Source organism: Acinetobacter sp. WA-87, from assembly GCF_039938935.1.
Lineage (GTDB): Bacteria > Pseudomonadota > Gammaproteobacteria > Pseudomonadales > Moraxellaceae > Acinetobacter > Acinetobacter seifertii.
Genome location: NZ_JBDUVF010000001.1, coordinates 427,021 through 452,546 on the forward strand (window position 1 = coordinate 427,021; position 25,526 = coordinate 452,546).

The following is a 25,526-nucleotide window of genomic DNA, read 5'->3' on the forward strand; positions in this document are numbered from 1 at the left end:
TAAAGGAATAATTCATGGCATATGATGATCAAAATATCTTCGCAAAAATTTTACGTGGTGAACTTCCAGCGATAAAACTCTATGAAGATGATCAAGTTCTAGCTTTTATGGATATTATGCCCCAAGCCGATGGTCATGCATTAGTTATTCCAAAAACTCCTGCAGTAACTTTACTTGATTTACCCCCTGAGGCAGCAGCTTACACCATCCAGATTGTGCAAAAGATTGCGAAAGCAATGGAAACAGCACTAAACCTAGATGGTATTGTTCTCATGCAATTATCTGGGGCCGCTGCTGGACAAACTGTCCCTCACGTTCACTTTCACCTAATTCCAACAAATGTTCACCAGCTTGGTAAACATGCTGCGCAATTAGGAGATCAAGATAAAATCAAGGCCTTAGCCGAAAAAATTAAAGCAGCTCTTTGATTTAAAGAGTTAAAAGCGGAGCTTAGGCTCCGCTTTTTTTATTTAAAAAGTGTAATAAAATCAAAACAAAATAAAGTATTTCTAATTCTTATTTGTCATAAAACTGTCATTTCTTCTTCACTCCACTGTCACAAAGTTTACAGATACTTCTTAGCAAGTTGGTGAGCTTCTGTAACTTTTTGTACATAAGCCAACTACAAAATAAAAGTTAGCTAGGCATACGCCATTTAAAAATACCTTTTGGAGAAATCTCAATGAAGAAATTGCTTCTCGCTGCCGCAGTTGCAACTCTAAGCGTAAACGCGGTGCAAGCAGCGCCAACTTTGTACGGTAAACTCAATGTTACCATTGACCAAGTTGACAACAAAAATTTCGATGGTAAAAGTGACGTTACCGAAGTTAACTCTAACGCGTCTCGTATTGGGGTAAAAGGCGAAGAGAAATTGACTGATAACTTGTCAGCAGTTTATTTAGCTGAATGGCAAATTAATGCTGATGGTGATGGTACAGATCTTGGTCAACGTAACCGTTATATCGGTATCAAATCAAATAATGTTGGTACATTGAAAGTTGGTAAATTTGACTCTTACTTCAAAAATGCCGCTGGTAACTACCAAGACATCTATAACGACCACACTATTTTAGATATTACCAACACAATGTATGGTGAAGAACGTCTAAATAACGTTATTGGTTTTGAATCTGATCCTAAACTTCTTGCTGGTGTAACATTCAACGTAATGTTCCAACAAGGTGAAACGCCTGCTGATCCAACTCCAGGCGCATCTGGTAACGATGACAAACGTAATGGTTTTGGTGACTCAGTTTCAGGCTCTCTCGGCTACGAAAATAAAGATATTGGTTTAGCATTGGCTGCTGCTGCTAACTACAGCGTACAAGGTAAATACAATGCTTATGGCCTTAGCAATATTTTCTCTGATGCTTACCGCGTAACTGGTTCTTACGATTTTAGTAAACTTGGCGCAACTGGTCTTGTGTTGGGTGGTTTATGGCAACATGCTGAACCAACTGATGAGTTGACTAAATATAAAGGCTTACAAGAAGATGCATGGGTTGGTGCTATAACTTACAAAATTGGTGAAACACCTTTTGTTGTAAAAGGACAATACCAATCATCTAAAGCTTCTGTAGATGGTCAACAAGATCGTAAAATTGATCAATACGGCGTAGGCTTAGACTACAAAATCAATAAACAAGCACGTTTCTACGGTATTATTGCTCAACAAAAACGTGACTGGCTTGCTCAAGACGACAAACGTACTGTTGTAGGTGCTGGTATGGAATATAACTTCTAAGTTATTAACCATCCTTCATAAAGTAAAAGGGCGCAAGCCCTTTTATTTTATTGTACGTACTAAAAAAGCCGATATAAAAATGATCGGCTTTTTTTAAAGTATATCTCTTATTTTAAGAAACCACTTACCAGATTCATCACATTTTGAATGTCTTGATTTGCTTCTTGATGATCTGTACTGTCACCCTGAGGTGTTAAAGAGTCAATAACCTGAGGTAACACAGATGCGATCGCACCATAAACTTGTTCTTTTGGCGCTTGAGCCTGCTGGGCAACTTGCTCAATATCTGTTGGGTTAAATAGGCTTTGTAATTGCTGGGTAGGAACTTCACTATTACTTTGATTTGGGTCAACCCAACTTTGAACTTGGCTACCTAAGCCAGCGCCTTTTAACTTTTCTAAAGCAGCTTGTAATCCACCTTGTTGTTGAACCCAACCTAAAATTAAAGGTACAACCGCAATTAATAAACTTTGTACGCCACCACCTGTTTGAGGTACATTGTTGTTGCCTTTCACTTGTCCCAATACCGAACCTAATACACTACCTAAACCGCCTTGAGCACCAGAAGAAGTATTACCGCCCATTTGTCCCAATACAGAACCTAAAATTCCACCCAAACCACCTTGACCTGATGCTTGCTGGTTCCCACCTAAAGCTTGCTGAGCCAAAACTTCTACAATATTGCTTAAATTTGTCATGTGTATCTCTTATGCATGATTTATACATGAGCATACGCGGATTCTTATGAACACAGCAAAAGCCAAATTGTTAAATTTTGAAAGAGATTTGCTTGCCTTTTACCAGCGGAATTTATTCCAATTTTCCGGGTTTGCCCAAAACTTTGAGTTAAACCAGTCTGGAACATGTTTATAGGTCAAGATGTTAAATTGCCATAAAGCGAAATCACTATCATGTGAAGTTTTATCAATGAGTTGCGTAAAACCTAAAGAACGTAATAACTGTTCATCACTGCGTTTGCTTACTACAACAATTCGTTTTGCTAATAAATCTCTTAACTTTACTAATAATTGTGATTTTTGCACGTCGCCAATGTTTTGCATTTCATCTGTATCAAACAATACAAAACCCAAGTCATAACGCTGAGTAAAAGGCAGACTTAAAAGCTCAGTTACGGTAAAATAGTGCCATTGAATTGCGTTATTCTGGTCAATTTTCTGGCCAATACAAAGTGCAGTATGAATGGGCTGTTCGTTTGATAAATCGTCTAGCATAGAAGTGATGACATTTTGTTCAGCCATAACTGCAACCCTTAATTGAAAGATGTGAGTTTAAACTTTATGGAACTACAAGGCATTTGCCATAAAATGCATGCAGGCCTAAAAGATGCTAGTGTAACTGATCAACAGACAACCAAGGCAAATGTTGAATACAAATTTGTATTAGACCATTCAGAAATTGATCTTCCTTTTAATTTAGGACAAGAACTAGAAATCGAATGGACAGGTAATATCTATTGCACTTCATGTGGCACTAAAACACCGAAGTCTTATTCTCAAGGTCACTGCTTTAAATGTTTTAAAACAAAAGCTGAATGTGACCTTTGCATTATGAAACCTGAAACATGCCACTACCACTTAGGTACATGTCGTGAAGATGACTTTGCCCATAATGTGTGTTTCCAACCTCATATTGTATATTTGGCAAACTCAAGTGCTCTAAAAGTAGGTATTACTCGCGTTAGTCATATGCCTGGTCGTTGGTTAGATCAGGGTGCAACTCAAGCCTTACCTATTTTAAAGGTTGGATCACGCCGTTTATCTGGTCAGCTTGAAACCATGTTTGGTTCTTTAATTGCTGATAAAACTGACTGGCGTAAACTCCTTAAGGGTGAAGCTGAACCTTTAAATATGGTTGAACAACGTGATCAGTTAATCGAGGAGTTTGCACCTAAAATTCAAACGATTCGTGAAGAATTTAGTCAAAACCTTGAGTTTAACGAGACAGTTGAACTATTAGAAAATGAATTGCCACGTGAGTTTGTTTATCCAGTTGAACAATATCCTGAAAAAATTAAGTCTTTAAACCTAGATAAAACACCCAAAATTCGCGGTGTATTACAAGGCATTAAAGGCCAATATTTAATTTTTGATATTGGTGTTATCAATATCCGTAAATATACGGGTTACGAGCTGATCGTACGTGCATAAGTGAAATTTTAAAGCCCCTAAAATGGGGCTTTTTAACAATGTACCTAAGATAATCTGTTTCTAAATAGCCAAGCTGCCAAAGGTAAAGTGACCAGTCCAAGTATGATCATTGGAATAAAGTTGAATTTAACTTGTGCAAAGCTTGCACCTTCCAAATAAACTCGTTGTACCAAGTTAATTCCGAACCTTAAAGGATTCGCATAAGTTGCTATTTGTAGTGCTTCTGGCATGTTTTCTACTGGTGTAAGTAAGCCTGAAAGCAACATTAAAGGCATAATGAGTAAAAACGTAAACAACATAGCTTGTTGCATATTTAAAGATAATGCCGAAATTGATAAGCCCACACCAACTACAGCTACATTAAAACTCAATAAACCAAAATAAAGCAGCCCTATAGAGCCATTCATGGGAATTTTAAACCAGAACAAAATAATCAATAAAATAATGGTTGATTGCATCAGCCCTACAAAAATTGGCGGTAAGGCTTTACCAATCATAATTTGTAATGGTGTATACGGTGTCACTAATAACTGATCAAATGTACCTTGCTCACGTTCACGCGCGACCGATAAAGCGGATAAAAGTAATGTTTGCATCATACTTAAGGCCGCAATTAATGAAGGCATGAGGCTCCATCGCGACTCTTGATTTGGGTTGTACCATGTTCTTGTTTCAAGGCTAATCGGCAAAGCTGAGTTAAATTTTTGCTGATTAAACTGACCAACAATTTTATTTAGATATGAACCAGCTACAACCGCGGTTGATGAGTTCCTGCCATCAACAATCACTTGTATAGATGAACTTTGGTTGTTATTTAATTTGTCTTCAAAGTCGGATGGTATCGTAATTACAACCAGTGCCTGACGATCATCAATAACTTGTTTGATTTGATCGGTATATTCAAGTGTTGCAACACGCTTAAAAATACCAGAGCCATCTAATTTTGAGATTAGTTCATGAGAGATCTGCCCATTGCTCTGATCTAAAATTGCATAATCCACATGGTTAACATCATAAGTAGCAGCATAACCGAATAAAAGTGCCTGCATGAGGGCTGGTACAAATAGAATGACTCTATTTGCAGGGTCACTAAAAATGGTTAAGAATTCTTTTTTAACTAAAAAACTTAAATGTTTTAGCCAAGCGATTAGTTGCTGCCACATAACTTTATCTCAACCGTTTTTTCAGTGAAAAGTTCGCAGCACATATCAAAACAACGATATATCCCAACAGAAAACCGCACTCTTTGAACCATAACTTCCAATCATCACCTCCCATAAATAAGGTTTTAATTAAAATCATAAAATGCGTAGCTGGAAGCAACTGACTAATAATTTGCACAACCAAAGGCAAGTTGCGGGTATCAAAAACAAACCCAGAAAGCATCAGCGCGGGCATAAAACTTGCCAATAAGGCAATTTGACTCGCCTGAAACTGACTTTGAGCAAAGCCTGATATAGTTAAACCAAGTAATAAAGAAACAACTAAATAGAGAAATGAAGCAGACAAAATTGAGAATAATGAACCGCGCATAGGAACTTCAAAAATAAAATATGCAGCAACAAGACAGATTATGATATCAATCATGCCGACCACCACATAGGGAATGAGTTTTGCTAATACAATTTCAAATGGCCGTACAGGCGTAACAAATAAAGCTTCTAGAGTTCCCCGTTCTCTTTCACGGGCAATGAGCAGCCCTGTTAAAAATGCGCCAATTAAAGTTAAAATGAGCACCATTAAGCCAGGGACTAAAAACCACGTACTGTTACCAGATTCATTAAACCATATTCGTTGTTCAATATTAACGGCGCTTGACGTTGCTAATATTTGCCCACGGTCAACTTGTATAGACGGCGCGGTAGCTAAAGCACCTGCAACATAACCTTCTAATGCTGTTGCTATGGTGGTGGATGTACCATTTAATAATAGTTGAACCTTTGCATTACCTTGCTGTGCCTGAGTGGCGAAATCTGAAGGAAAATGCAAAATGGCATCAATTTCGCCATCTCGAATGGCCTGCTCTGCTTCAGGCAAATTATGAAACTCTTGACTGGTTAAATATCTTGAGCCATTTAAACCAGCTAATACCTGACTGATTTGTGGTGAGGACTGATCAACGACAACGCCGACTCGGGCCTGATTTAAGTCAAAAGAAAGTCCATAACCAAACAGTAGAATTAAAATAACAGGCAAAACCAGTCCAATCCCGAGGCTGCTTTTATCACGAATGAGCTGCTTAGTTTCTTTACGAACTAACGCTGTCAATCGATTCCAAAATCCTAAACTCATTGCAGACCTCCTAAACAGCGTGCCTTAAGGAACGTGCTTGTTCCACAATCGCTATAAAAGCCTCATTCATGTCAGTAATATGTTTATCTTTACTTGCTAAATTGCGTACTTGTTGGGGGGAACCTAAGGCTAATAACTTTCCGGCATCTTGTATGGCAATGCGGTCACAATATTCTGCCTCCTCCATAAAATGCGTGGTAATAATAATGGTAATCCCATGATTTGCCAGTTCACCAATGCTGTACCAAAATGATCGCCGTGCAAGCGGGTCAATTCCGCTCGTAGGTTCGTCTAAAAATAAAATTTCTGGTTCATGTAATAGTGCAGCAGCCATAGATAGTCGTTGTTTATACCCACCCGGTAAATCACCACTTTTATTATGAGGTTTTAAATCGTATTGCTGTAAGGCTTTATCAATTTGTTGATTTAGTTTTTTGCCAGATAACCCATAGGCGCCTCCAAAAAACTTCAAGTTTTCTAAGACAGTTAAATTGCTATACAGTGCAAATTTTTGAGAGACGTAACCTACTTTTGCTCTTGCCTCAGCACGAGCTGTCCGTAAGTTTTTACCAGCAACTTCCAAATACCCGCTACTTGCTGGTAATAATCCACACAACATTCGAAAAGTCGTAGTTTTACCCGCGCCATTTGGTCCAAGTAACCCAAATATTTCACCACGTTGTACAGTAAATGATGTATTGGCAACTGCAGTAAAATCTCCAAAAGTTCGGACTAAATCTTTAACAACAATGATAGGTTGCTCTGATTTTAAATTATTGTTTTGTTCTAATTGAAAAGCTTGCTCAGAAATAGGTATATGTTTTGGTTGCTTTTGAGTCTGCTGCAACAGCAGCATAAACGCATCTTCAAGTTCAGGTGGTCGTGTATTGGCTTTTAGCCCTTCAGGTAAAGTATCGGCTGATAGCTCTTTTTGACGACTAATAAAGTTGACTTGTTCACCCTTTGGAACAGCATCAATAATGTCAACAGAATTTCCAAGCAATTGAGCTTGTAAAGTCCGTGCCTTAATTTGCTCTGAAAGTTTTACTTGCCATGTTTGTCCATGCGCTATTTCTTTTAATTGCTCAGGTGAACCTTGCTTTAAAATTTTGCCCTCATACATGATATACACGTAGTCACACTTTTCTGCTTCATCCATATAAGCTGTACTTATAATAACGCTTAAGCTTTCCTCTTGAACAAGCTGTTCAATAATGATCCATAAATCTCGTCTTGATAAAGGGTCCACCCCAACACTAGGCTCATCAAGTAACAGTAACTCTGGGGAACGAACTAAAGTACATGCTAGCCCTAGTTTTTGTTTCATCCCGCCAGAAAGTTGGCCTGCTAGACGCTCAGTGAATTGAGCAAGATCCGTTATGTCCAATAACCGCTTAAACCTTTGCGCCCGTACATCCTTTGGAACGCCATGTAAGTCGGCATATAAATCTAAATTTTCCTGTACGCTTAAATCTTCATAGAGTCCAAAGCGTTGTGGCATATAACTAATGCGGTCTTGTACAGCTTGCGGATTTTTACTCACGTCAATTCCAAGTACATTTAATGAACCCGAAGTGGCTTTATATAGTCCTGCAATTAATCTTAATAAAGTTGTTTTCCCCGAACCATCTGGACCAACTAAAGCTGTAAGCTCTCCTTTGTTAATTTGCATATTCAAATCAACAATTGCACTAATATCGGCTGACTTTTTACTCTCAGCCTTAAAAGTCATGAATAAATTTTTAACTTGAACCACTACTTTTTCATCAGCCATGAGCTTTCTCACCTGAAGCAAGTAGTACTTTTACAGTCACAGGTTGGCCCATTTTTAATTGATCATTCGGATCATTTACATAGACCCTAACCTCATAAACCAGTGTTGTTCTAATCTCTTCGGTCTGTACTGTTTTAGGGGTGAACTCAGCCACTGAAGATATATAGCCAATTTTTCCATTGATAGGCTGATTTGGGTAAGAATCTCGAATGACCTGCGCCGTACCCCCCATATGAATGGAACTTAAATCTTTTTCATTTGCATATACACGAACCCATTTAGGGTCAGTCAAAGCCAATGTATAAACTGCCTTTTGCGCAGTGGTCATATCTCCAACTTCTTGTAGTCGTGCTCTCACCACTGCATTTACAGGAGACTTTAGTTCAGCTTGACTAAGGTTATAGTTGATTAGATCTAAATTAGCTTTGGTTGCGTCATATTGTGCTTTGGTTGCTTCCCGATCCTCTTGTCTAGCCCCTTTAATGATCAATTCTAAATTAGCTTGTCTTTCACGGACTGCTGCTTCAGCACTATGTTGATTGCTTTTGGCATAGTCGAGCTCTTGTTGGCTTATTGCCCGACCATCGGTACTGTTCACCAATATTTGCAACCTTTGCAAGTTTTTGCTGGCTTTATCTAAGTCAGCCTGTGTAGAAGCAAGTTGTGCTTTTGCTTGACTAATTTCTTCTGGCCGAGCTCCGACTTGTTGTTTAACAATTGCCTCTTGTTGAGCTTTAAGTTGTGCTTGAGCTTGCTTAGCCTGAATTTCTAAAGAATTGGTATTCAGGGTCGCCAGTACTTGACCTGCTTTAACTTTATCGCCTTCTTGAACTAAGAGTTTCTCTATACGGCCAGACTGTTCAAATGCGAGGGAAACTTGGCGAATATCCACGTTTCCATATAGAGTCAAATCATTATCTTTTTGATTCTTATTATTATATTTCCATACCCAGAAGCTGATGATAACCAGAGCTAAAATAACTAGGACTATGGCAATCACTTTTTTATTCATCTTATTATCCTTCTTATTAAATTCAAATTTTCTTAGTTTAAATTCAATTTAAATTTAAATTACTCCAATCTTTGAATAAAAGATATACTTTTATGGTGAATGAAAATTAGGTTTAAACATGTCCAGATCTAGACGAAGTGATGGTGACTTAACCAAGTCTAAAATTATTGAAGCAGCAGGACCACTAATTGCCCAATATGGTTTTGCAAAGACAGCGAACAAAATAATTGCTAGCGCTGCCAATGTCGATTTAGCTGCAATTAATTATCATTTTGATGGTCGAGATGGTTTATATCAAGCAGTTTTGGTGGAAGCGCATGCTCACTATCTTGATGAACAATACTTACTGGAACTTGTCGAGAGTACATGCTCTCCCGAAGAAAAATTAAGTTTACTACTTGAAACTTTATTGCATAAATTAACTGAAAAAGATATTTGGCATGGCAAAGTCTTTATTCGTGAACTCTTTTCACCTTCTGAGCATTTATTAAATTTTATTGAATTTGCAGGTATGAGAAAATTTTTTCTTATTCGTAAGCTCATTAGTCAAGTTGCAGGTTTAGATGAAAATGATCCAGCTGTTTTGCCTTGTATTTTAAGCGTGATGACACCTTGCATGATGCTCATTATCGCTGGACCAAATGCTCAAGCACCTGAGCCGCTTAAAAATATTGCTCAGATGCCATTGCATGATTTAGTTGAACATTTTAAAAAATTTTCATTGGCAGGATTAAAAGCAATTAGCCAATCAAATCTTAAAAATTAGCTATTTAAACATTGCAAAATGGCCTGTACCGGATCTTCTGTATTTCCAGAAATAAGCTGTTTATGCATAGTTAAATGTTGCATCACTTGAATTTGAGCTGTTTCAACATTCATCAGTTTTTCTATTTCAGCAGCTAAATTTTCCGGTGTTGCATCTGCCTGAATCAGCTCTTCAATGACTTTCTTACCCGCAATAATATTCGGTAAAGAATAATAAGGAATTTTCACCAAAAGCTTAGCAATTATATAGGTCAACCAATGCAACTTATAGAAAGTGACCATCGGTCTATGCATTAACATTGCTTCTAAAGTCGCCGTTCCAGAAGCTAACGCAATAATATCACTTGCATTCATGACCATACGGCCAATTTTAGATTCACTATCAGTATTTTCTAAAATATGAATAGAAGCCTTTAAATGAGGTGCTAGTTGTTGAACACCCTGCTCAATCTGTTGCTTACGGGCATCATTAATTGCCGGAATTAAAAACTGGATGTCTGGATATTTGGTATGCAAAATATTAGCAGCACCCAGCAACATAGGAAGAAGCCGCTCTACTTCACCTTTACGGCTACCTGGTAACAAAGCAATATGCTTTTGATTTTCATTAAGGCCTAATTGCTGTTTGGCAATTTGAATTGGATTTTCAAGTGGTAATTGTCTAGCTAATGGATGACCCACAAATGCCGCTGGAACTTCATATTGTTCATAAAAAACTTTTTCAAACGGAAATAAGCAAAGTACTAAATCGATACTTTGTTTAATGCCGTGAACACGTCCTTGGCGCCACGCCCAAACAGATGGACTGACATAATGAACTGTTTTTATTGGAAGATTCTTTTCTTTAATACTTTTTGAAAGTCTGAGGTTAAAATCAGGTGCATCAATACCAATAAAAATATCAACCGGATGCTGAGTCCATTGATTAATTAAACCATCTCGTACGGCGAACAATTTTTTTAAGTCTTTCAATACCTCAACAATCCCCATTACGGACAAAGTTTCCATTGGGTAATAACTGTTAAAACCTTCAGCAATCATTTGGGGTCCACCGATTCCCTCAAAGTCAGCATCAATTCCTTGCTCACGGAAATTACGCATAAGTTTGACACCTAGCGTATCTCCAGAAACTTCCCCAACTACAATGCCTATTTTAAGTTTTCGATTTGCCAAGTCGGTTTATCCAAGAATTTGAAATAATGCATTCTAGCATAGAGGTTTATTAATCTTGAACTTGCTAGATGCATACTCACAACAACAGATCACCACCTGCCCTAATCTAAAATTACACTCATTCACTATTTTTTAATCTAAATTAACAATGTTATTTGAATTGTAGCTTACATTTACAAACAATAGAATAAATGATAATTATTTACATTATCTTTACCATTATGACCTTCCCACCTCGACCATTTAAACTTTCTGTAATCGCTTGCGCGATTTGTTATGCAAATCTCACTTATGCTCAAGACACAGATGTACAATCTTTGCAGACGATTCAAGTTAAAGCATCCAATGCTGAGCAGTCTTCTGAACAAACAAAAGCATATAATGTTAAAAACTCGAGTAGTGCAACCAAGCTTAATATAGAAGCAAAAGAAACGCCTCAAACTATCAATGTCGTTACTCGTCAACAAATTGAGGACTTTGGCCTTACCAGCACCCGAGATGTTCTAAACAACACACCCGGAGTCACAGTTACCAATCAGGAAACCGAGCGAACTACTTATATGGCTCGTGGTTTCGAGATTTCAAATATATTGACTGACGGCGTAGGTTTTCCCCTCTCAGGTTATAACTACAACAACACCAATCCTGATACTTATTTTTATGATCGTGTAGAAGTCGTTAAAGGTGCTGACTCTTTAACGAATGCATTTGGTGACCCAAGTGCAACCATCAACAATATTCGAAAACGCCCAACTCAAGAATTTCAAGCAAGTGGCGGTGTAAGTTACGGGTCTTGGGACACTCAGCGTTATGAGGCTGACGTCTCTGGCTCAATTCTACCGAGTGGAAAAGTCCGTGGTCGCATTATGGGCTATGAACAAACTGGCGATTCTTACCTTGACCGATATTCTTCAGAAAAAAATGGTTTCGCTGGTATTGTTGAAGCTGATTTAACAGATACCACGTTACTTACCGTAGGTTATAGCCAAGAAAAAAATAAACCGAATGCAAACAATTGGGGTGCTCTACCCTTACTCGATGCCAATGGTAAACAAATTTCTTATGATCGCTCATATAACCCAAACCCTGACTGGGCACATTGGGATAATGAAACGCAAAATGCTTTTGTTGAATTAAAACAGAAAATTAATGATCAATGGGCAGCTAAGCTGACTTATAACTATCTTGATAGTAAACACAATAGTCGCCTTCTTTATTATTATGGTTATCCAAAAGCTGATGGTTCAGGAGTGTCTTTGACACCATGGGGTGGTCAAGAGCATCAAGAACAACATGCTGTAGATTTTAATCTTGAAGGAACTTATAAACTTTTTAATCGAGAGCATGAAGCAACTTTAGGCTATAACTATGTACGTAGTCGTCAGCATGATAATCAATCTACGGGAACAATTAACGACACCAATGTTATCAATTCGACCACTACAAATTGGGCAAGCTGGACACCTCAATCTATAACGTGGTCAGATTTCACTGAAGCAGCGAACTATACGCAAAATATAGATTCAATTTATGCAGCTACACGTTTACATCTCAATGAAGATTTAAAACTTTTGCTTGGCGCAAACTATGTGCGAGCCGAGAGTAAAGGCGAAAGCTATGGTTCACCCATGGAGTATAGTGAAAGTAAAGTTTCTCCCTATGCAGGCCTAACCTATAACTTTACGACTGAATATACAGGTTATATGAGCTATACCTCTATTTTCCGTCCTCAAACTGGTATCGACCAAAATACCAATCAAGCTTTGAAACCTGTTGAGGGTAAAAGTTATGAAATGGGGGTAAAAAGCTCATGGTTAGACGACCGTTTAACAGGTACTTTTTCAGTATTTAAAACTGAGCAAAATAATTATCCGCTACGCAACTCAGACGGAAATCCATTTAACCGAAAAGTACCAACCAGTGATTTAGAATCACAAGGTGTTGAAGTTGGCTTATCAGGTCAAATTAATGATAACGTCAATCTTGCTTTTGGCTATGCTCAATTTAGTATTAAAGATATTAAAAATGGTGGTGAAGCGAGAACGTATAATCCGAACCAAACCCTTAACTTGCTGACGACCTATACACCATCTGTTTTACCTAAACTGAAAGTTGGTGCAGGCTTACAATGGCAAGACACCGTGAAACTATATGACTCGATAGCAAACAGCACCATTAAACAAGATTCCTATGCCTTGGTGAATTTAATGGCAAGCTATGAGGTGAATAACCACATTACGCTTCAAGCCAATGGAAATAATATTTTCGATAAGAAATATTTGTATAGTTTCCCGAATGGTCAAGGTTTTTATGGACCCTCAGCTAACTATACAGTTGCTGTAAAATTTAAATATTAATCGTGTAGCCAACTCCAGTTTAGGTGTTGGCTTTCTTTTTATTTTTTATGTGCCAGTAAGAATGTCCAAAGCTTTAAATCTCCCTATGTCATCTCGCATAAAAGTTTTCTATCGATTCTTAGTCGTTTTCGGTATGGGTTATGCCTGTATGGCTTATTTAAGTCTTGGTCTTACTGGCATTTTCCATTTGACCCTAGACAAACCTGAAGCCATTTATTTGGCAGCATTTATCTCTATTTTGTTTTATGTACTTTTCGTGATTATAGGTTTCTGCATTCAATCACTTTTGAAACTCACTGGGTTATCAATCGCGTTATGTCTTCTTTTCTTTTTTGTGACACGGATGGTGAGTTATGCATAAAGGTATACGCCAATCTATGGCATGGCTACATTCATGGACTGGATTAATTTTTGGATGGCTCGTATTTGCTATTTTTTTAATGGGAAGTTTGTCGTATTACCGTCATGAAATTAATTTATGGATGCAACCAGCACTTGCACAGTACGAAATAAAACAAGATGTTGCAATTAAAACAGCATATCAATATTTACAAAAACACGCTCCAGATGCCAAGTCTTGGTATTTAACTGTTGCTACAGCAGAAAGTCCCGTTAACACCATGTATTGGGAAAAACCTGACGGTGGTTATGGCAATGCCACACTCGATGCAAACACAGGTCAAGAACTAAAACTTTCGGCAACCGAAGGTGGTGACTTCTTTTATCGTTTTCACTATCAACTTTTTGGCATTCCGATATTCATTGGACGGCTAGTTGTATCTTTAGCAGCTTTTATTATGTTGATCGCCTTAGTCTCAGGCATTATTACCCATAAAAAAATCTTTACCGACTTTTTTACCTTACGCACCTTTAAGTCTCAGCGGTCATGGCTAGATTTTCATAATGTATCATCTGTACTTGCATTACCCTTCTTTTTGACTATTACTTTTACAGGCTTAGCTATTTTCTTTTATTTATATCTACCTTGGGGAATGCAAAAGATTTACCCTGAAAACCCTTATCAATATTTTACCGAGATACGCACAAAGACTGTACTTGAGAATCAATCAATTCAGCCTGCTCAAAACTTAGCTATTGATAAGCTATTGAACCAAGTTCAACAAAGTTGGGGTAATCAACCTTTATCAACGATTAGTGTAAAAAATCCGAATACCAACCAGGCGCAAATTACATTTATTCAGCAAGAAGACCGCTCTATTACTCGTAATCAAGCTCAAATTACATTAAATGCCTTAACTGGCAAAGTCTTAGAAGACACACGTAATAATAGTCCTATTGCAACGTTAAATGCCGGTGTCTATGGGTTACATATGGCAACTTTTGCTCAACCTTTACTTCGCTTAGGATTGTTTTTCTCTGGCATTTTAGGTTGTGTGATGATTGCGTCTGGCTTGTTACTTTGGAGCCTTAAACGCCAACTTCAAAATAAAAATAGAAAGTTTCATGTCGGGCACTATTTAGTTGACCGTTTAAATGTTGCCACATTTGTAGGCTTGCCTTGTGCAACCATTGCTTATTTATACGCAAATCGATTATTTACCGCGACCACGGCTACAATCAATTATGAAATTTATAGCTTCTTTTTAGTCTGGCTCATGAGCCTAATTATTGCATTGATCACTAAAAAGCAGCATTTGTGGCGAACTCAATTGAGTATTTTTATTCTGCTTTGTATTGTACTTCCAATCTTAAATCTAAGTTATTTAATCAAATATGATTATATTCAAAGCCTCAGCGACTATTGGACGTTTGCACGTATAGACGTATTTTTATGGATATTTGCAGCTTTAGCACTTTTCATATTCTGCAAAATTAGGCCTATTCAGCATAAAGCTACACAAAAAATTCAAAAGAAACTGAATAAGTTAAATATTGAGGTGAATTCATGATGATTATTGTTTCTACTCTGACTGTGCTAGGCATGTATTTACTATTCATATCGAGCGAGAAATATCGCTCACCGAAATCAACTGGTTATTTCAAATCCTTAGCTCAGAAATCTCACTCATTGTTAAGAATATCCGCTTGTCTGTTGTTTGTTTTGAGCGGATTTATTCTTATCAGAAAAAATGGTTTATCTATTGGTTTTGTGAGCTGGTGGATATTTGCAACACCTTTAACTTTTGCTCTGATACTTTTAATTAATCCACTCAAGCCATCAAAGTAATCTCTTTATTAAAAATAATGATTAAAAATAAAACAAACTAAGTAATATTTGCATTGCTTAGCTTTTTTTTGCATAAGTAAATCATTATTCATGACAAAAGTTTATCTCTAAAAGGAATAAGATATCTGCGTTTCGTGATAAGTGGCGATAAAGATGTCTGGTGCTTTTGAATTTATCTTAGCGGGTATGTTAGTTGGTTTCTGTGTAGGGATTACAGGAGTTGGTGGTGGGTCATTAATGACACCAATTTTAATTGGTCTTTTTAGAATTGAACCTCATATCGCAATTGGTACCGATTTACTTTATGCCGCAATTTCAAAGTTCTGTGGATCAATGGTTCACGCAAAGAAATTGAATATCGTGTGGCCTATCGTTTTATGGCTCGCAGTCGGTAGTATTCCTGCTTCTTTCGTTACCACTTGGGTACTCGAGCATTATTTAAGTCAATCTACGCACTATAAAGCCGTATTAACAATGGTGTTAGGTTTTATGCTGACTTTGACGGGTGTTTCTATTATTTTCCGCTCTCGTATTGAGAAGTTTTTTAGTAAATTCCGCAACAAAGAAACTACTCATAGTGAAAATGAACAATTAGCTATTCAAAATAAGCGTACCTACATTGTGATTATGGGCATCATTTTAGGTGTATTCGTAACACTATCATCTGTTGGTGCTGGTGCCTTTGGAATTATGGCACTCGTGATTATGTTCCCGAACTTGCCAATGATTCGAATTATTGGATCAGATGTTGTACATGCCGTATTACTTACTCTAGTTGCTGGTCTTGGGCATATGAGTGCAGGTAATGTCGACTTTATGTTGCTTACATGGTTATTGGTAGGTTCAATTCCTGCAATTATTGTAGGAACATTAATTAGCTCTCGCATGCCTGAACGTTTAATCCGTAAAATTTTAGGTATCACTCTATTTGCCCTTGGTGTTAACTTTATGGTTCACCCAGTCAAAGCAAAACCGAAAGCACCTGTGGTACAACAACAAGCTCAAGTTGCTGAAAAAACAGGCAACTCGACTGAAAGATAGTAAAATCAATAGGATTTTTCCAAACTGAAATACCATGCGATGTAGTATTTTGATAATTATTTCATGGTATATTCAGTACACAAAACAACCTTTAGTATGATCGAACCAGTGACAGCAATGACTACACATTTAAATTCCGTTTCAAAGCCAGATATCGACGACGTTAATATTAAAAGCATCCAAACTCTTGTAACACCAGCTGAACTTAAGTCAGAACTTCCTTTATCTGATGTTGCTTCACAAACTGTTCTAAAAGGCCGTGAAACTATTCGCGATATTTTGGACGGTTCTGATAAGCGTTTGTTTGTCGTTATTGGTCCTTGCTCTATTCATGATCCTAAAGCTGCTCACGAATATGCTGATCGCTTAAAAGCACTAAGCGAAAAGGTTAAAGATACTCTCTATTTGGTTATGCGGGTTTATTTTGAAAAACCACGTACAACAATTGGTTGGAAAGGTCTAATCAATGACCCAGATATGAATGACTCATTTAACATCGAAAAAGGTTTACGTATTGGTCGTAAGCTTTTGCTTGAGTTAAATGAAAAAGGTTTACCTTGTGCAACTGAAGCACTTGATCCTAACTCGCCACAATACTACCAAGACTTAATTTCATGGTCTGCTATTGGTGCGCGTACAACCGAGAGCCAAACTCACCGTGAAATGTCTTCTGGTCTATCATCTCCAGTAGGTTTTAAAAATGGTACAGATGGCGGTTTAACTGTTGCAACCAATGCCATGCAGTCTGTTAAATATGGTCATAGCTTTTTAGGCTTGAACGAAGACGGTCAGGTTTCAATTATTAATACAAATGGTAACCCTTATGCGCACGTTGTATTACGTGGTGGTAATGGTAAGCCAAACTACGATGCTGGCTCTGTTGCAGAAGCAGAAACTGCTTTAGCGAAAGCAAAAGTTAGCAATAAGATCATGATTGATGCAAGTCATGCCAACTCTAATAAAGACCCGTACTTACAACCACTTGTTCTTAAAAATATTACTGAACAAATTTTAGATGGTAATAAGTCAATCGTAGGTATTATGGTTGAAAGTCACCTAAAAGGTGGCCGCCAAGATATTCCTGAAAACCTTTGTGACCTTGAATATGGTAAATCGGTAACTGATGGTTGTATCGATTGGGAAACTACGGAAAAGACATTGCTTGAAATGCATGAAGCTTTAAAAAATGTTTTACCAAACCGTTAATTCATCTTTTTAAGATTGAAAATTAAGTCCTCATTTTTGAGGGCTTTTTTATTTTGATTGAACAAAATTTAATATCAAAATAAGTAAAAATAACTCACCACAAAAGTAAAAAGCAGTACAGTTTCACTAATCTCAATTGCTGCGCCGACAGTATCGCCTGTAATACCACCTATTCGTTTTATAAATAAATGTCTTAAGTAAACAAGACTGCTTAAAAAGCCAATAATCGTAATAAGCCCTTGCAATTCCCAATACAAAGGCAATAGCAGAACAAACCCAGTTATTATCCATGAAGCAATTTTAGGTAAATGATCTGTCAAAGAACGACCTAAACCTTTTTCACGAACATATGAAGTAGTCAAAAATAAAATGGTCGGTACAACGCGTCCAACTATAGGTACAAGTATTAAAAATAGTGTCTGATGTTGTTCAATCAACACATAAATCAGTACAAATTTGAGCAAACATATGATAACTAAGCTCAGTACTCCAATTGGACCGCAACTTGGATCCTTCATGATTTGTAAAGTACGTTGTTTATCACCAAAACCACCTACCCACGCATCGGCAGTATCGGCTAACCCATCTAGATGCAATCCACCAGTCAACCAAATCCATAAAGTGAGTATGATTGAGGCAAGTAGAACAATCGGAAGTTTAGCTAAAAGACAAGCGGTAATAAAAAGTATGCCACCAATAACTAGCCCAACCAGCGGATAAAACAAAATAGCTCGACCATTTTGTTGCGCCGTTGGTATTGTTTTTAACTCAATAGGCAGAACAGTTAAAAATTGCAATGCAATCCAAAAAGGTGTCATATCCAACTCTCTAACTGAACTATATTTAAAAATAAACTGAATTATGAAGAAATAAAAATGAGAATAGCAATCCCTATTCCCATGAAAGACTATAAAAACTGAAAATCTATTGCATTTGATAGCACTGTTTCAACTTGATGTAGTCATAGTAAAAACTAGTTGGTGTGTAACGTGCATAATTACATGCAGACTTAAATAACGTCTCTTTTTCGTTATAAAGCATCTTCACTAAAGTATTACCTTGGTTATTTTGATAAATATCCCACTGTACATTGGCTGCCATAGGTGAAACTACTTCACCACGCCATGTGCTTGTTGAATAGGTATAAGTTTGGCGTAGTGGTAAAGGCTGCATCATATTATGCAGATCTAAGCTGGTCGCTAGAGGAATAATAATTTCAGCATGTGCAAAACGTAAAACTGCTTTATATGGCTGGGCTTTATTTACAACTGCATCAACTTGTTGAAATAAATCTTGTTTGAGTCCTTGTGCAATTTCACTCGTAACTTGATTTGACTCTGTGAAACTTGGGCCTTTTTCATAAAAATCATTGGCATCATTAAATTCAGCGTAGAATTTCGCAGCATCTAAAGGCATATATTTATCAAAATCAACACCTTTTAACTCATCTTTCATGCCACCAGAAATAGAATAAAGTTCATAAATATAAGCCGCAGCATCTACTGCACTAGCAATGGTATTTTTACCCTTACCCTTTTCTGTAATTTGTTCGCCTTTAGGTGAAGTTACTGTAAAAGCCCCATTATTGCTAAAACTATAACCTGTTGTACCAAGCTTTTTAATAAAGTCTGCTTTAAAAATTGGAGTGAGTACGGTCTGAGCAGTTTTTTCTGCCTGAGTATTCTTCGATAACTCATTCAACTTTTGAGCTAAATCTTTATTGTTTGCTTCAAAATCTTGATAAACCTGGCTTGCATCATAAATTTTCTGTTGGGTAGCACTTAATGGTTGAGTTAAGTCTTCAGCCGCATTTAAGCTATGAAAGTAAAGTTTAAAACGGTCAACACCACCATCTAAAATACTTGGAACACTTGTACTCGATAAACTGGTATAAGACATTGGCATAATCTTATCTTTCAAGAGGGGCTGTTGTTTAATCAATTCAGCAGTGAAGAATTTAGCACTATCCACCGCACGATCTACCCCAGAACTTTGTACCAATATAGATGCTTGAGAGTTTACAAGTGTTGGTAAACGTTGTAATAAGCGATCGGCAATGCCACGGTGTTCTAAAATACCAGTCATGGTTTCATTTCCGTAACCATACTGGCGAATACCTTCCACACCATAACCTAACAGGATATTGGCTTTCATCATTGCTTCTAAGTCAGTACCTAACTGCTCACCTAACGGCGTTAAAGCATTTTCTGCTTTTGCTTGTTTCCATAAATTATAAAGTGCTAAATCATATTTAAGACTTGAGAGTCCTCGTGAACCGTGACGTGCAACTAGCTCTGTAAAAACTGGTTGGAACCCATTGGGTGCTTGTTCATAGCTTTTTAGATCTTGTTGCGGTTTATAAGGTGTTTTGGTTTGATAATATTTCGATGAGTTTGTAGATGGTGTTGTTTGAACTTCTTGATCATCATTGTTATTGCAAGCCGCAAGCAATAATGAGGCGGTAAGTACAGTCGTTTTAAATAAAATATTCATAAGTCAGATGAGGTATTAATAAGAAATGTCCCTAGCTTAGTTTTCAGCAATTACAGTTCTATTAAACGGACTTAAATATCTTTATAAAAATAATAACTTACAATTGTATAAAAATATAAAACCACTATTTCAAGATAAAAGTTAATTGTTCTTCTTCAAAAAATTCGAATGAGTATAATTTTCCAAGTTCTGCCTGCATTTTTAGCAAGTCATCTAAAGGTTGTTGCTGTGCTAAGCAAGACAATAGCTTAATCACGCCTCCATGTGTAACGACCAATGCATGTTGCCAGTTTTGTTTTCGCATCTCTAAGAGTAAATCTTGAAAGCCTTTCAAAATCCTCGTTTGAAATTGCATTAAGGTTTCTGCCTGTGGTGGACAATATTGACTTGGTTTCTGCCAAAAATTTGCAAGTAGTTCGGGTGAAGTTTCGTAAATTTGCTTAGTTGATACACCCTCCCACTCACCAAAATACATTTCCTTTAAGTCATGATTTAGAAGTAAAGGCAGCTGAGTTGTCTTTGCAAGTTGTTCAGCAAAACAAGCACATCGTTTTAATGAAGAACTTACAATGACATCCCATGTCTGGTCTGTAACTTGCTCAATGGTTGACTGCATTTGCTGCCAACCTTTTGCGGTTAACTCATCATCCAAATGCCCACGTAGAGTATGGCTATACTGACTTTCGCCATGTCTGAGTAAATCGATTCTAAATTTACCCAATTTTATCCCCGCTTACAGCAGCTTGGGCAAAGGTAGCCATTTGATTATGTAATACACATGCCATTTTAACTAATGCCAATGCAGCACCAGCACCACTACCTTCACCTAAACGCAAGTTCATCTTTAAAATCGGGTCAACATTGAGTTCCTGTAAAATACGTTGGTGGCCGTATTCAGCCGATTGATGACCGAATAACATCCAGTCACGTACTTTAGGGTTCATCCGCACAGCGCATAAAGCGGCTACAGAACTAATAAAACCATCCACAATAATAGGTAAACCGACTTGTGCACATCGAATATAAGCACCGGTAATTGCGGCAATTTCCAAACCACCGACGGCGCATAATGTTTTGAAGACATCACCAACGACATGTTTATGATGAAGTTCTATGGCTTTCTCAATTACTTCTATTTTATGTCTTAACTGATCGGCACCTATTCCTGTCCCTACTCCAGTCAATTGCTCGGCAGTATCATTTAGTAAAAGACAAGCTAAGGCAGAAGCAGAACAGGTATTCCCGATTCCCATTTCACCTGCAATATAAATATCTGCGTCGTCGGCTTTAGCTGTATCTACACTCTTTTTTCCCAACTCTAAAGCAGCACGGCATTCATCAGCATTCATTGCGGCTTGTTTAGCAAAATTTGCAGTCCCAGCACGAATACAGTGACGTTCAACACCTGCGTATTCATATGCTTCGCCCACTGTGCCACAGTCAATCACTTGTAAATGAGCTTCATGATATTTAGCAAGTACACTAATTGCTGCGCCACCCGTCGTGAAGTTTTGCAACATTTGACGGGTAACAGCTTGAGGATATGCAGAGATATTTTCTTCAACTACGCCATGATCACCGGCAAAAATTGTAATCCATGGATGGTTAACATGAGGATGTGCATTTGATTGTAAACTAGCAAGTGTAATTGCAATCTGCTCTAAATCACCTAAAGCACCTGTAGGTTTAGTGAGCTGGAGTTGATGTTGTTCAGCTTGTTGCTTTGCGTCTAGATTAGGTTGCTTTACAGATTCTAACCACCAGTTCATTTTACTTCTCACCTTTTAAAATCATTGGAAAACCAGCCACACAAAACACAACTTTATCTGCAATTTGCCCTAAAGCTTGATGTAATCTTCCTGCTTCATCGACAAAACGGCGACTAATCTCGCCGAGTGGTACAACACCAAGCCCTGTTTCATTACTTACTAAAATAATTTCTGACTCAAGTGTAGGTAAAACTTTTAATAGTTGCTCACACTCAAATTGTTGAACACTTTGATCTTCTAAAAGTAACAAATTGGTTAACCAAAGCGTTAAACAATCTACCAAAATAATTTGATTAGGTTGATCAATTTTTTTCAGAGTATTTGCTAAAAATAATGGTTCTTCAATTAAGGACCAATGTGCAGGACGCTGATTTTGATGATGTGCAATTCGACTTTGCATTTCAGGATCAAGTGCTTGCGCCGTAGCCACATAAGTCACAGGTAATTGCGTAGATATTGCCGTTTGTTCAGCGAGTCGACTTTTGCCAGAGCGAGCACCACCCAAAATCAATTGCAACATGAATCACCTAAAAACAAATGCTGATACGAAAACAGCTTACCTTGTAAAGTTTGAGCTTCATAAAAACCAAACGTTAAATGCTCAACTTTCAGTTCAAATTCAGCGTTTTTGTATTGTACAGGTAATTGAGAAATTTTTTGCAAAATCAAATCACTACTATAGATGTTTTTATATAAGCCTAAGGTGATATGAGGATAGTAATCTAAAGCAGCAATTTCATTAGAAACTATGCCTAATTTTTGACGTATGTGGGATAAAACATTATCGGTATCTTGGATTTCTACAAATAAAGCACTACTAAAGCTATCAACTGAACCAATTTTTAAACGGAATGATGGAATATTTTCTTTTTTTAAAATTTCTCTTTGTTCTGAGAAATCATGGAAACTAAAGTCATCACCATAAATACTATGTTCATGGGTTAAAAATCCACATATAAATAATGTGACATGATATTGACGGTTATTCGGTTCTAATAAAAATTCTGAAAAATGTGTACGTAAGACATCTAGATAATCAACTAATTTCTGATCATTAATCTCTAGATACCATAAAGCATAATTTTGACGTCCTAGGTGCCATTCTGGATAATCCCGTATAGTCGTTGGCACCATGAACGTCGTAGGTTTTAGCAGCACAGTTTTAATTCAAAGTCACTTAAGTTTTGTATTAAAACATGTTTGCCTTTCAATTGTAGAGTGTTAAATCATTAAATACCTTCAGACATATTGGGTAGCTGTCGTTCTGGCTTTGTTAGTTTTCATATCCAAAAGCTGTTGGTCTTGTTCAGAAAACAAATATTGAATGTGTTGGACCAAATCAACTTCAAGCTGTCTTTTCTGAGTCATATTCAGATCTAATTTTAGAATTTGTTGCTGTAAATGCTGAATAGCAGCATTATCATCAATTTCTAAAAATTGAATCGCATACGCATAACCTAGAGCAGTACCTTTTAATAAATTTTTATAAGGTAAATCATGACCTATGTTCATTTCAATTGATGCCATGACACGTTCATTATAGTTGAGTTTGCGTAATGGATCTCGAGCTACTCTTTGACACGGATCTTTAAATGCGTATTCACATGAGTCTAGAAAACTTTGAGCCATTCGGTTCAGATCTTTTGCATAGTTAGGCAATACAATTGCAAGCCCCTGTTTTACTTCTGTAATTAAGTTTTCTGCAAATGCTTTTACTGAATGATCACCCATAGCAATCCCAATAGATTCATAACCCATTAAAGATGCATACCAAGCAAGCATCGCATGCACGCCGTTCCATAGACGGTTTTTAATGAGTTGAATATCTGTAATTTGTTCAACCAATACAACCTGACGTAGCTTTTCAAGTAAAGGACTACCTTTTTCAACATAAATTGGTATATCCGTTTCACTATGGAATAAGATTAAATCCATACTTTGTAAGATATGACCAGGTTGGAAATTACGACGCATATTTTCAACATAAACCGAGGCGTTGTTTTGCTGATCTTGAGTCAGTTTATTGCAGTCTTCAATTTCGGTTTGTTCTTCTTGCTCCACATCTTCTAAATGCTGTTCAAGAAAATTATGCTTAATACGGAGCTGACGATATAAACTCTGATTAGAAAGTTTTGAAACCATACGATTAACTACGGTGTCGCAAAAGTAATGCTCTTTTAAAATATGCTCCGTTACATCTTCATCGTTGGTTAACTCTAGTAGAGCTTCTCTCAGATGCTTCATCACTAAATATTTCGCACCGACTTTATTTAAAATAATTAGAAAGGTTAGCGGTTCTATACATGTTTCAAGTGGTGAGTTAAAACGTGCATATAATCCTTTTGCAATTATTTTTGCTTCAGCTTCGATAGCTTGTTCGGGTAAACAAAGTGCAATTAAGCTTGAATGAGTATACATTTCTAACATTTGTTGTTCATTGTCAGAATCAACAATGGTCATATTCTCAATACGCTCATCATAAGAAAATTGCCCATAGCGAATACTATAGGTTCCAAACGCATTTACAGCTTCGCGGAAAAGACTATTACGAGTTGAAGCAATTATTTTTCTCGGTTTTGTATATCCATCCCAATGTGACAATATTTGAGCTATATATCCCCCACCAATAGCACCGAAGCCATGTATTCCAACCGTAAGTTGATTCAGACTCTGTGGAAAAGGTTCTTGTATTTCCGGCATATCCATAATAGGAATGAACTGGTCAAGATCGATTAAAAAGTCATACATCTGATCATAATAAAAATCTGCTTTTTCAAGCATTTCATCATTTGGCTCTTTAATATCCTTTAATAAAATCGTTAGACCCTCAGATGTGTAAGCTGAGGTTAAACCATTTTCAGAATCTTCAAACATTAAACATTGCTTAGTGTTTAAATTAAGTTGGCTTGCTGCTTTTAAAAATATTTCGGGATGTGGCTTCCCTTGTTCTACTTCATCACCACAAGTAATCACATCAAAGAACTTATAAACGTTGGCATTTATTAAATATTCTTCGGCAATTGCTCTACGACTTGAAGTGGCTACGGCCATTCTTAAACCAGATTTTCTTAAACGTTCAAGAACTTGAACTAATCCCTTTTTAATAGGCACGCCGTGTTTACGAATATGCTCAAGTTCCATCTCATCAGCTCTTTTCCTTATTTCTTTATACGGAACATCTACCCCATATAAACGTTGTGCTAGTTTTTCTGCCGTAGTCGCACTTAAACCCAAACATTGCATTAAATATTCGTGTGAAAACTCCTGCCCAATCAGCTCTTGAGATGCTTGTTGCAATGTTTGAAACCGTAAGCGCTCAGTGTCAAACATTGTCCCATCCATATCAAAAATAGCTCCATGAACAGGTTTTCCATGAAAAATAAGCACGTTTTTACCTCTTTTTTTGATCATGTTTTATTCAGGGTATACAAAAAATTGATTAAAAAGGCAGGATGATAATAAATGAAACATTACTGGTTATTTTTTAATCAAAAAAATAAGTAATCTGTTACTGAGAGAACTTAAAAACTCTAAAAGGTTGAAT

General features: G+C 37.0%; 24 protein-coding genes. 10 read left to right on the forward strand and 14 right to left on the reverse strand.

The annotated features are described in order from the left end of the window. The first annotated feature begins 14 nt into the window (after window positions 1-14). Both ABFY81_RS02065 and ABFY81_RS02070 read left to right on the forward strand, forming a co-directional pair. Window positions 15-428, forward strand: coding sequence for an HIT family protein (locus ABFY81_RS02065; RefSeq protein ID WP_000312749.1), 414 nt, complete (start codon window positions 15-17; stop codon window positions 426-428). 254 nt (window positions 429-682) lie between these two features. Beyond that, on the forward strand, window positions 683-1,744 hold the full coding sequence (locus ABFY81_RS02070) for a porin (protein ID WP_347912922.1): 1,062 nt from the start codon (window positions 683-685) through the stop codon (window positions 1,742-1,744). 107 nt (window positions 1,745-1,851) lie between these two features. On the opposite strand, the gene ABFY81_RS02075 is transcribed toward ABFY81_RS02070, so the two are convergent. Together ABFY81_RS02075 and ABFY81_RS02080 are read right to left on the reverse strand one after the other, a co-directional pair. After that, a complete protein-coding gene (locus ABFY81_RS02075; RefSeq protein ID WP_347912923.1) occupies window positions 1,852-2,442 on the reverse strand; it encodes a YidB family protein in 591 nt (196 codons plus the stop codon). Window positions 2,443-2,541: 99 nt separating this feature from the next. Beyond that, entirely contained in the window at window positions 2,542-3,003 is a 462-nt protein-coding gene (locus ABFY81_RS02080) for a DUF6231 family protein (RefSeq protein WP_019459058.1), read from the reverse strand. A 39-nt stretch (window positions 3,004-3,042) separates the two neighbouring features. Between ABFY81_RS02080 and ABFY81_RS02085 the strand changes: the two genes are divergently transcribed. After that, entirely contained in the window at window positions 3,043-3,912 is an 870-nt protein-coding gene (locus ABFY81_RS02085) for a DUF2797 domain-containing protein (RefSeq protein WP_347912924.1), read from the forward strand. Window positions 3,913-3,956: 44 nt separating this feature from the next. Here ABFY81_RS02085 and ABFY81_RS02090 read toward each other — a convergent pair whose 3' ends face one another. The 4 genes from ABFY81_RS02090 to ABFY81_RS02105 are packed head-to-tail and all read right to left on the reverse strand — an operon-like array spanning window position 3,957 to window position 8,990. Next, window positions 3,957-5,075 (reverse strand): ABC transporter permease, encoded by a 1,119-nt coding sequence (locus ABFY81_RS02090; RefSeq protein ID WP_347912925.1) that lies wholly within the window; start codon window positions 5,073-5,075, stop codon window positions 3,957-3,959. A gap of 4 nt (window positions 5,076-5,079) precedes the next feature. Then, window positions 5,080-6,204, reverse strand: a complete 1,125-nt coding sequence (locus ABFY81_RS02095) for an ABC transporter permease (protein ID WP_347912926.1) — start codon at window positions 6,202-6,204, stop codon at window positions 5,080-5,082. Between the two features lie 10 nt (window positions 6,205-6,214). Next, window positions 6,215-7,978, reverse strand: coding sequence for an ATP-binding cassette domain-containing protein (locus ABFY81_RS02100; protein ID WP_347912927.1), 1,764 nt, complete (start codon window positions 7,976-7,978; stop codon window positions 6,215-6,217). Next, window positions 7,971-8,990, reverse strand: coding sequence for an HlyD family efflux transporter periplasmic adaptor subunit (locus tag ABFY81_RS02105; RefSeq protein ID WP_347912928.1), 1,020 nt, complete (start codon window positions 8,988-8,990; stop codon window positions 7,971-7,973). The genes ABFY81_RS02100 and ABFY81_RS02105 overlap by 8 nt, the downstream gene beginning before the upstream one ends. A 118-nt stretch (window positions 8,991-9,108) precedes the next feature. Between ABFY81_RS02105 and ABFY81_RS02110 the strand changes: the two genes are divergently transcribed. Continuing rightward, window positions 9,109-9,756, forward strand: a complete 648-nt coding sequence (locus ABFY81_RS02110; RefSeq protein ID WP_068934525.1) for a CerR family C-terminal domain-containing protein — start codon at window positions 9,109-9,111, stop codon at window positions 9,754-9,756. Here ABFY81_RS02110 and lpxB read toward each other — a convergent pair. After that, window positions 9,753-10,928, reverse strand: coding sequence for a lipid-A-disaccharide synthase (lpxB, locus tag ABFY81_RS02115; protein WP_347912929.1), 1,176 nt, complete (start codon window positions 10,926-10,928; stop codon window positions 9,753-9,755). The two genes, ABFY81_RS02110 and lpxB, sit on opposite strands and share 4 nt — an antisense overlap. A 221-nt stretch (window positions 10,929-11,149) precedes the next feature. On the opposite strand from lpxB, the gene ABFY81_RS02120 reads away from it, so the two are divergent. The 6 genes from ABFY81_RS02120 to ABFY81_RS02145 all read left to right on the forward strand — a co-directional run bounded on the left by ABFY81_RS02120 (window position 11,150) and on the right by ABFY81_RS02145 (window position 17,720). Then, window positions 11,150-13,285: a TonB-dependent siderophore receptor gene (locus ABFY81_RS02120; RefSeq protein WP_347913406.1), complete on the forward strand. Its 2,136-nt coding sequence runs from the start codon at window positions 11,150-11,152 to the stop codon at window positions 13,283-13,285. A 61-nt stretch (window positions 13,286-13,346) separates the two neighbouring features. Beyond that, window positions 13,347-13,646, forward strand: coding sequence for a hypothetical protein (locus ABFY81_RS02125; RefSeq protein ID WP_347912930.1), 300 nt, complete (start codon window positions 13,347-13,349; stop codon window positions 13,644-13,646). Beyond that, window positions 13,639-15,195: a PepSY-associated TM helix domain-containing protein gene (locus ABFY81_RS02130; protein WP_347912931.1), complete on the forward strand. Its 1,557-nt coding sequence runs from the start codon at window positions 13,639-13,641 to the stop codon at window positions 15,193-15,195. The genes ABFY81_RS02125 and ABFY81_RS02130 overlap by 8 nt, the downstream gene beginning before the upstream one ends. After that, window positions 15,192-15,473: a DUF1634 domain-containing protein gene (locus ABFY81_RS02135; RefSeq protein WP_347912932.1), complete on the forward strand. Its 282-nt coding sequence runs from the start codon at window positions 15,192-15,194 to the stop codon at window positions 15,471-15,473. Before ABFY81_RS02130 ends, ABFY81_RS02135 begins: the two co-directional genes overlap by 4 nt. A gap of 153 nt (window positions 15,474-15,626) precedes the next feature. After that, window positions 15,627-16,514, forward strand: coding sequence for a sulfite exporter TauE/SafE family protein (locus ABFY81_RS02140; protein WP_004701873.1), 888 nt, complete (start codon window positions 15,627-15,629; stop codon window positions 16,512-16,514). Window positions 16,515-16,610: 96 nt separating this feature from the next. Then, entirely contained in the window at window positions 16,611-17,720 is a 1,110-nt protein-coding gene (locus ABFY81_RS02145; protein ID WP_346790626.1) for a 3-deoxy-7-phosphoheptulonate synthase, read from the forward strand. Between the two features lie 74 nt (window positions 17,721-17,794). Here the strand turns inward: ABFY81_RS02145 and ABFY81_RS02150 are convergent, their stop codons facing one another. From ABFY81_RS02150 to ABFY81_RS02180, 7 genes are all read right to left on the reverse strand, one after another. Then, on the reverse strand, window positions 17,795-18,538 hold the full coding sequence (locus ABFY81_RS02150) for an adenosylcobinamide-GDP ribazoletransferase (protein ID WP_347912933.1): 744 nt from the start codon (window positions 18,536-18,538) through the stop codon (window positions 17,795-17,797). Window positions 18,539-18,644: 106 nt separating this feature from the next. Next, on the reverse strand, window positions 18,645-20,213 hold the full coding sequence (locus ABFY81_RS02155) for a histidine-type phosphatase (RefSeq protein WP_347912934.1): 1,569 nt from the start codon (window positions 20,211-20,213) through the stop codon (window positions 18,645-18,647). Window positions 20,214-20,337: 124 nt separating this feature from the next. Further along, entirely contained in the window at window positions 20,338-20,934 is a 597-nt protein-coding gene (locus tag ABFY81_RS02160; protein ID WP_347912935.1) for a histidine phosphatase family protein, read from the reverse strand. Further along, window positions 20,927-21,982: a nicotinate-nucleotide--dimethylbenzimidazole phosphoribosyltransferase gene (gene cobT / locus ABFY81_RS02165; RefSeq protein ID WP_347912936.1), complete on the reverse strand. Its 1,056-nt coding sequence runs from the start codon at window positions 21,980-21,982 to the stop codon at window positions 20,927-20,929. Before cobT ends, ABFY81_RS02160 begins: the two co-directional genes overlap by 8 nt. Window position 21,983: 1 nt before the next feature. Next, complete coding sequence (gene cobU, locus ABFY81_RS02170) at window positions 21,984-22,502, reverse strand: bifunctional adenosylcobinamide kinase/adenosylcobinamide-phosphate guanylyltransferase (RefSeq protein WP_347912937.1); 519 nt, start codon at window positions 22,500-22,502, stop codon at window positions 21,984-21,986. Further along, entirely contained in the window at window positions 22,490-23,116 is a 627-nt protein-coding gene (locus ABFY81_RS02175; RefSeq protein WP_347913407.1) for a 2'-5' RNA ligase family protein, read from the reverse strand. Before ABFY81_RS02175 ends, cobU begins: the two co-directional genes overlap by 13 nt. Before the next feature lie 105 nt (window positions 23,117-23,221). Next, entirely contained in the window at window positions 23,222-25,369 is a 2,148-nt protein-coding gene (locus tag ABFY81_RS02180; protein WP_347912938.1) for an HAD-IA family hydrolase, read from the reverse strand. Window positions 25,370-25,526: the final 157 nt, after the last annotated feature.